Origin of the sequence: Kineococcus siccus, from assembly GCF_009906795.1 — a bacterium.
GTDB classification, from domain to species: domain Bacteria; phylum Actinomycetota; class Actinomycetes; order Actinomycetales; family Kineococcaceae; genus Kineococcus; species Kineococcus siccus.
In genome coordinates this window covers 1-6528 of sequence record NZ_JAAALN010000226.1, presented here as the reverse complement: position 1 = coordinate 6528, position 6528 = coordinate 1, and the positions used below count along the sequence as shown (strand labels likewise).

9 protein-coding genes, 2 tRNA genes and 1 other RNA gene are annotated in these 6528 nt (G+C 75.0%); 6 read left to right on the top strand and 6 right to left on the bottom strand.

Translation table 11 applies throughout. From position 1 onward, the window contains the following. The first annotated feature begins 281 nt into the window (after positions 1 to 281). The gene (locus tag GTR02_RS18570; protein ID WP_166608968.1) at positions 282 to 824 is read left to right on the top strand and encodes an Lsr2 family DNA-binding protein; all 543 of its coding nucleotides are present in this window, start codon (positions 282 to 284) and stop codon (positions 822 to 824) included. A gap of 72 nt (positions 825 to 896) precedes the next feature. Here GTR02_RS18570 and GTR02_RS18565 read toward each other — a convergent pair whose 3' ends face one another. The 3 genes from GTR02_RS18565 to upp form a co-directional block, all read right to left on the bottom strand. Further along, positions 897 to 1517, bottom strand: coding sequence for a PH domain-containing protein (locus GTR02_RS18565; RefSeq protein WP_205709587.1), 621 nt, complete (start codon positions 1515 to 1517; stop codon positions 897 to 899). Between the two features lie 5 nt (positions 1518 to 1522). Then, positions 1523 to 1687: a hypothetical protein gene (locus tag GTR02_RS18560; RefSeq protein WP_166608967.1), complete on the bottom strand. Its 165-nt coding sequence runs from the start codon at positions 1685 to 1687 to the stop codon at positions 1523 to 1525. A 217-nt stretch (positions 1688 to 1904) separates the two neighbouring features. After that, entirely contained in the window at positions 1905 to 2540 is a 636-nt protein-coding gene (gene upp / locus GTR02_RS18555) for a uracil phosphoribosyltransferase (RefSeq protein WP_166608966.1), read from the bottom strand. Positions 2541 to 2702: 162 nt separating this feature from the next. On the opposite strand from upp, the gene GTR02_RS18550 reads away from it, so the two are divergent. The 3 genes from GTR02_RS18550 (at position 2703) to GTR02_RS18540 (ending at position 3872) form a co-directional block, all read left to right on the top strand. Continuing rightward, positions 2703 to 3251 (top strand): tRNA adenosine deaminase-associated protein, encoded by a 549-nt coding sequence (locus tag GTR02_RS18550; protein WP_166608965.1) that lies wholly within the window; start codon positions 2703 to 2705, stop codon positions 3249 to 3251. Positions 3252 to 3286: 35 nt separating this feature from the next. Next, positions 3287 to 3727, top strand: a complete 441-nt coding sequence (locus GTR02_RS18545; RefSeq protein ID WP_166608964.1) for a nucleoside deaminase — start codon at positions 3287 to 3289, stop codon at positions 3725 to 3727. 58 nt (positions 3728 to 3785) lie between these two features. Continuing rightward, a tRNA-Ser gene (locus GTR02_RS18540) sits at positions 3786 to 3872 on the top strand. A 63-nt stretch (positions 3873 to 3935) separates the two neighbouring features. On the opposite strand, the gene GTR02_RS24690 is transcribed toward GTR02_RS18540, so the two are convergent. The 3 genes from GTR02_RS24690 to GTR02_RS18525 all read right to left on the bottom strand — a co-directional run bounded on the left by GTR02_RS24690 (position 3936) and on the right by GTR02_RS18525 (position 5120). Next, the gene (locus tag GTR02_RS24690) at positions 3936 to 4589 is read right to left on the bottom strand and encodes a LytR C-terminal domain-containing protein (protein WP_166608963.1); all 654 of its coding nucleotides are present in this window, start codon (positions 4587 to 4589) and stop codon (positions 3936 to 3938) included. A 59-nt stretch (positions 4590 to 4648) separates the two neighbouring features. After that, complete coding sequence (locus GTR02_RS18530; protein ID WP_166608962.1) at positions 4649 to 4948, bottom strand: type II toxin-antitoxin system VapB family antitoxin; 300 nt, start codon at positions 4946 to 4948, stop codon at positions 4649 to 4651. Between the two features lie 87 nt (positions 4949 to 5035). Further along, positions 5036 to 5120 (bottom strand) — tRNA-Ser (locus tag GTR02_RS18525). A gap of 106 nt (positions 5121 to 5226) precedes the next feature. On the opposite strand from GTR02_RS18525, the gene ffs reads away from it, so the two are divergent. Both ffs and GTR02_RS18515 read left to right on the top strand, forming a co-directional pair. Next, an RNA gene (gene ffs / locus GTR02_RS18520) (signal recognition particle sRNA small type) lies at positions 5227 to 5322 on the top strand. Between the two features lie 63 nt (positions 5323 to 5385). Beyond that, positions 5386 to 6528, top strand: a 1143-nt coding sequence (locus tag GTR02_RS18515) for a DNA polymerase III subunit gamma and tau (RefSeq protein WP_166608961.1), incomplete at its 3' end; no start/stop codon positions are given.

Genomic DNA, 6528 nt, shown 5'->3' with positions numbered 1-6528 from the left:
GGTCCCCACCCACCGCCGGGCCCGCTGCGCGAACGCCGCCCGGACCGCGGGTGCGCGCACCGCGGGATCAGCTCACGACAACCGCCGCGCCCCCTTCCCGGCTCTTTCGGTGAGGGTTCCCGGGCCTCTTACCCACATCTCCTCCACGCACTCCCGAGAACACCGGATGAGAGCGTCTCGGGTTCTGCCGGGCATTCCTCACCGATGCGCAGGCCAACGGGGAACTGTGGTTTCATGGTGAGGCCGATCCCCCTCTACCACTTCCCCCCTTGGAGACCAGCATGGCAAGTCACGACCTGGCGCTGAAGATGGCCACCGAACTCCCCGTCGGCGGCGCCGACCTGGAGATCCCGGTCAAGCGCAACGGACGCCGCATCGGCGTCTTCACCGTGAACTCGAACGGCGTCTCCTGGAACCCGTCGACGTCGAAGGCCGCGACCTCCGTCTCCTGGGAGGACCTCCCCGACGCGCTCAGCGGCAAGCCCGCCGCCGCCCCGGCCGCCCCCGCCGCGGCTGCCGCGCCGGCCAAGAAGGCCACCGCGAAGAAGGCCACCGCGACGAAGAAGACGGCCGCCAAGAAGAGCGCCCCGGCGGAGACCGCCCCCACGCCGGCCCCGGCCGTCGAGGAGACCCCGGCGCCGGCGCCCGCGCCCGCCGCGAAGAAGACCGCCAAGAAGGCGGCGAAGAAGTCGGCGCCGGCCGCCACGAGCGCCGTCGACGCCCGCGCGGTGCGCGCCTGGGCCGCCGAGAACGGGATCGCCGTCGCGCCCCGCGGCCCGATCTCCTCGAGCATCATCGACCAGTTCCGCGCCGCCACCAGCTGATCGGACGGCTGCGGTGACGCACGAGGGGGGCGGGTCCACACGGACCCGCCCCCCTCGTGCGTCCGGTGACCGTCAGCGCCGGCGACGCCCCCGCGGGGTGCCGGGCACGACGGGCGGAACGCGGTCGGCGCCGAAGATCTCCGCGCAGATGCTGATGTAGAGCTGGTCGGGCACCGGCAGCCAGCGCACCTCGCGCAGCGCCTGGTCCTGGCCCGCGGACTCCATGACGAACTCCCCGTAGTCGAGGATCCGCCCCGCCAGCGTCTGGTTGTAGCTCATGTCGGTGACCTTCCCGACGGGCATCATCGCCACCCGGCGGTTCACCACCCCGAACGTGAGCAGGAGCCGCCGGTCGGTGGCCACGAACCAGTCGCCGTGCCACAGCAGCAGGCGCCACCCCGCCCGGCCGAGAAGCAGGAACCACCCCAGGAAGAGGACGTCCCCGACCAGCGGCACCTGGGGGGGCAGCCGGAACGTCACCCAGACCACGGCGACGAAGGCGGCCACGACGCTCGCGAACGGTTCCAGGAGCTGGGCCGGGTGCCGACGCACGGCCACGACGAGGCGTTCGGTGGGCAGCAGGTAGCGGCGGACCCCCGACGGGAGACCGGCCACGACCGGGTCGCGGCCCTCGGTCTCCGCCGAGCCCTCGGGTGCCGCGGCGCTGCGGCGGACGAACAGGCGGCCCAGCACGCGGCTCAGCTGTTCAGGACGCCGTCGAAGAACGCGCCGATGCTCTCGACGACGGTGCCGAGGGCCTCACCGACGCTGCGGACGAATCCCGCGGCCTGGTCCGGAGCGCGGTAGACGGCGTACAGGGCGAAGACCACCAGGACCCACCACAGGACTCTGCGCCACTTCATGCCCGCTCCTCTTCTCGACGTCTCCGAGTGCCTGGTTCATCGGGCGGCTCGCCGGGCCGGGAACTGCCGGTTGCGAGTGACGGACACGGGCCGCGCACGATCGACCCCCGACGGTGCACAGCATGCACGAAAAGGCGTGGGTGATCGACCATCCGCGCCGGGCTGACGCGCCGGGCTGACGCGGCGGGCTGACGCGGCGGGCGGTCGGGGGCCGAGGTCAGACGACGCCGTAGAGGCGGTCGCCCGCGTCGCCCAGACCGGGGACGATGTAGCCCGAGGAGTTCAGCCGCTCGTCGACGGCGGCCGTGACGACGGTGACGTGCGCGGCGCCGTCGAACGCGCGACGCAGCACCTCGACCCCCTCCGGGGCCGCCAGCAGGCAGATCGCCGTGACGTCGTCGGCGCCGCGGTCGAGCAGGTAGTTGATGGACGCGACGAGGGTTCCGCCGGTCGCGAGCATCGGGTCCAGGACGTAGCACTGCCGCCCGCTGAGGTCGTCGGGCAGGCGGTTGGCGTAGGTGGTCGCCTCGAGGGTGGCCTCGTCGCGGATCAGGCCGAGGAAACCGACCTCGGCCGTGGGCAGCAACCGCACCATCCCGTCGAGCATGCCGAGCCCGGCCCGCAGGATCGGCACGACGATCGGCTTGGGCGAGCTGAGGCGGACCCCGACGGTCGGCGCGACGGGCGTGGTGATGGGGTGCTCCTCCACCCGCACGTCGCGCGTCGCCTCGTAGGCGAGCAGCGTCACCAGTTCGTCCGCCAGCCGGCGGAACGTGGGGGAGTCGGTCCCGGCGTCGCGCAGCGCCGTCAGCTTGTGCGCGACGAGGGGGTGGTCGATGACGAGGAGGCGCATGGCACGGAACCTACTGGCCGCGCCGCCTCCCCGTCCCCGCCGTGTTCCCGTCCCCGCGGTGTTCCCGTGCCCGCGCCCGACCCCCGCGGCCCGTCGCCGGCCCGGACGGGCCGCGACGCGGACGCCTGGCACGCAGCCCGACCGGCCTGCCACGATGGGTCCGTGGCGTACTTCACCGCGGTCCTCTCCTACGACGACGGCTGGCGCTCGGTCGACGTCGACCTGCAGACCAGCTCCCCCGACGAACTCGCCGACGTGCTGCGCGGCGTCGCCGACGACGACTCCCCCGTCCTGGCCGTGCTCGAGCGCGAGGACGAGTGGTTCGCGTTCGTGCGCGCCGACGGCACCGAGGACGTCCGCGTCTTCGTCTCCGACGCGGTGGCCGCGGCCGAGAGCCGCTACGCGGAGCTGTTCGCCGAACTGCCGCCGCCCGCCGGCGTCGGCGCGGGCGCCGCGGTGACCGGTGCGGCTGCAGCGGAGGAGGAGTCCGACGACGAGGAGGTCGTGGAGGACGTCGCCGTCGCGGCGCCGGCCGTGCCCGGTGCCGTCGTCGAGGAGCTGTGGGCGGGCGAGGCCGACCTGCTCGCCGACCTCGGGGCACCGGCGGAACTGCTGACCCGCCTGGCCGTCAGCGGTGAGGACCCGTCCGCCGCGACCGTCGAGGTGGGCGAGGTGCTGGGGTTCGCGGACGTGCTGGAGTCCCTGCGCTGACCGGGCTCGCCCAGCCCGCCGCCTGGCACGGGTGGATGCGGCAGGCCCTCGTCGAGGCCGAGGCCTGCCGGTCCTCGGGGGACGTCCCCGTGGGCGCGGTGGTCGTCGACGCCGACGGGACCCTGCTCGGCACGGGCCGCAACGAGCGCGAGGCCGCGGGCGACCCGACGGCGCACGCCGAGGTCCTCGCGCTGCGCGCCGCCGCCCGCGCGCGGGGCGGCTGGCGGCTCGACGGCTGCACCCTCGTCGTGACGCTGGAACCCTGCACGATGTGCGCCGGGGCGATCGTGCTGGCCCGCGTCCCGCGGTTGCTGCTGGGTGCGTGGGACCCGCGGTACGGCGCGGCCGGGTCCCTGCGCGACGTCGTGCGCGACCGCCGGCTCAACCACACCGTCGAGGTCGTCGGCGGTGTGCTGGAGCAGGAGTGCCGCGCGCTGCTCGACGGGTTCTTCGCCGGCCGCCGCGACGGCGGCTGAGGCGCGCACCCGCCGGGACGGAGCCGGGGACACCCCGCCGCCGTGTATCGTTGCCGACGGTGGCGTGTCCGAGCGGCCTAAGGAGCACGCCTCGAAAGCGTGTGAAGGGGAGACTCTTCCGTGGGTTCAAATCCCACCGCCACCGCTCCGCAGCGACGAAGGCCCCCGGTCCGCCGACCGGGGGCCTTCGTCGTCGTCGCGGAGTCCCTCAGCAGCCGGGCGCCGGGGGCGCGGCGGGCGCGACGGGGTTGCCCAGGGCTCCTTCCGCCAGCAGCTGCGCGTAGCCGTCCCCGAGCACCAGCTCCACACCCGGGACCGCCGGGTCCTCGGCGAGCTGCGCGTCCGGCACGCGCGCGGCGACGGTGCGGGCCTGCGCGTACAGCGGCGGGGGGTAGCGCACCGACGCGGTCACGGGACCGCCGGCCACGTCGGCGTTCGCGGTCCGCGTCACGACGAACCCGCGGGTCCGCAGCTCGGCGGCGACCGCGGCGGCGAGGCCCCGGCGGGTCGTGCCGTTCAGGACACCGACGCTGACCTCGGCGGGGACCAGCAGCGCCGGGGGCGCGGCCACGGCGCACGACGGGCCGGGCGAGGGGCCGGCGGACGGGGTCCCGCCGGGCGTCCAGCGCCCCGTCCAGCTCAGCGCGCCGACCGTCCCGGCCGCGAACACGGCCAGCACCACGACGGCGAACACGATCCGCTGCCGCAGCAGCCGGGTGCGCCGCCGCGACGCCAGCTTCTCCGCGGACGCCACCTCGTCGCCGCCGTCGTCGTGCGAGCCGCCCTCGCCGTCGAGGAGGCCGCCACGCCGCTGCTCCCCCACCGCGCCCTGCGGCTGCTCGTCCTGCTCGTCTCGCGTCACGCCCGTCCCCCTCGGTCGGTCCTGCCCGCCCGGGCCTCGTCGCCCGGGGCCGGGGCCCCTCAGTCCGGAAGCGCCAGCACCCGCGCGTGCAGGACCTGCCGCTGGTGCAGGGCCGCACGGACCGCGCGGTGCAGACCGTCCTCGAGGTACAGCTGCCCGCGCCAGGACACCACGTGCGCGAACAGGTCGCCGAAGAACGTGGAGTCGTCGGCCAGCAGGGCGTCGAGGTCGAGGGTGCGCTTGGTGGTCACGAGCTGCTCGAGGCGGACCTGCCGGGGCGGCACCTCGGCCCACTGCCCGACCGTCTCGTACCCGTGGTCGGGGTACGGGCGTCCGTCCCCGACGGCCTGGAAGATCACGGTGCCCGAGTCTAGGTGCTCGCGGGCCCGCGGGGTGGGACGACGAGAGGGCCCGCCCCCGGAAGTCCGGGAGCGGGCCCTCTGCGGCGGAGGATAGGGGATTTGAACCCCTGAGGGCGTTAACCCAACACGCTTTCCAAGCGTGCGCCATAGGCCACTAGGCGAATCCTCCGTGAGCAAGCCTAGCGCCCCCGCCGCCGTGGTCGTGACCCGCGGCGCGGCGGCCACCGCGGCGCCGGGCGGGTTTGGCCCGCTCGGCGCCGGCCCGTACAGTGGTCACAGACCCCTCGTGCGGCGTCATCCTGTGAACTCCCCCAGGGCCGGAAGGCAGCAAGGGTAAGCGGGCTCTGGCGGGTGTGCGGGGGGTCCCTCACGTTCCGCGGGGCCCCGGCCGCAGGGCCCTGGACGTGTCGGCGGTGCGGGTTAGCCTCGTCCCCGTGACGACCGCCCTGTACCGCCGCTACCGGCCCGAGAGCTTCGCGGAGGTCATCGGGCAGGAGCACGTCACGGGCCCGCTGAGCCAGGCGATCAGCAAGGGCCGCATCACCCACGCGTACCTGTTCTCCGGCCCCCGCGGCTGCGGGAAGACGACCAGCGCGCGCATCCTCGCCCGCTGCCTCAACTGCGAGGCGGGCCCGACGCCGACGCCGTGCGGGACGTGCGACTCGTGCACGAGCCTGGCGCGCGGCGGCCCGGGCAGCATCGACGTCGTCGAGATCGACGCGGCCAGCCACGGCGGCGTGGACGACGCCCGCGACCTGCGCGAGCGCGCGACGTTCGCCCCGGCGCGGGACCGCTTCAAGATCTACATCATCGACGAGGCCCACATGGTCAGCCCGCAGGGCTTCAACGCCCTGCTGAAGACCGTCGAGGAACCGCCGCCGCACGTGAAGTTCGTCTTCGCCACGACGGAGCCGGAGAAGGTCCTCACGACCATCCGCTCGCGCACCCACCACTACCCCTTCCGGCTCGTGCCGCCGAACCAGCTGACGACCTACCTGGGCGAGCTCGCCGAGCGCGAGGGCGTGGCCGTCGGCAAGGGCGTGCTGCCGCTCGTCGTGCGGGCCGGCGGCGGGTCGGTCCGCGACTCCCTGTCGGTGCTGGACCAGCTCATCGCGGGCGCGGGCGAGGAGGGCGTGACCTACGACGTGGCCGTCGCGCTGCTCGGCTACACGCACGCCTCCCTCCTGGACGACGTGGTCGAGGCCGTCGCGGCGGGCGACGGCGCGACGGTCTTCCGCGTGGTCGAGCGCGTCGTGGACTCGGGCCAGGAGCCGCGGCGCTTCGCCGACGACCTGCTGCAGCGGCTGCGCGACCTGGTCATCGTCGCCGCCATCGGCGACGAGGCGGGCGAGGCCCTCGCGGTGCCCGAGGACGCGCTGGACCGGCTGCGCGCGCAGGCCGCGCACCTGGGCCGCGCGGAGGTCTCGCGCGCCGCGGACGTCGTCGCCGCGGGGCTGGAGGCGATGACGGGGGCCACGTCGCCGCGCCTGCAGCTGGAACTGCTGTGCGCGCGCCTGCTGCTGCCGGGGGCGGACGGCGACGGCGGCCTGGGCTCGCGCGTCGACCGGCTCGAGCGC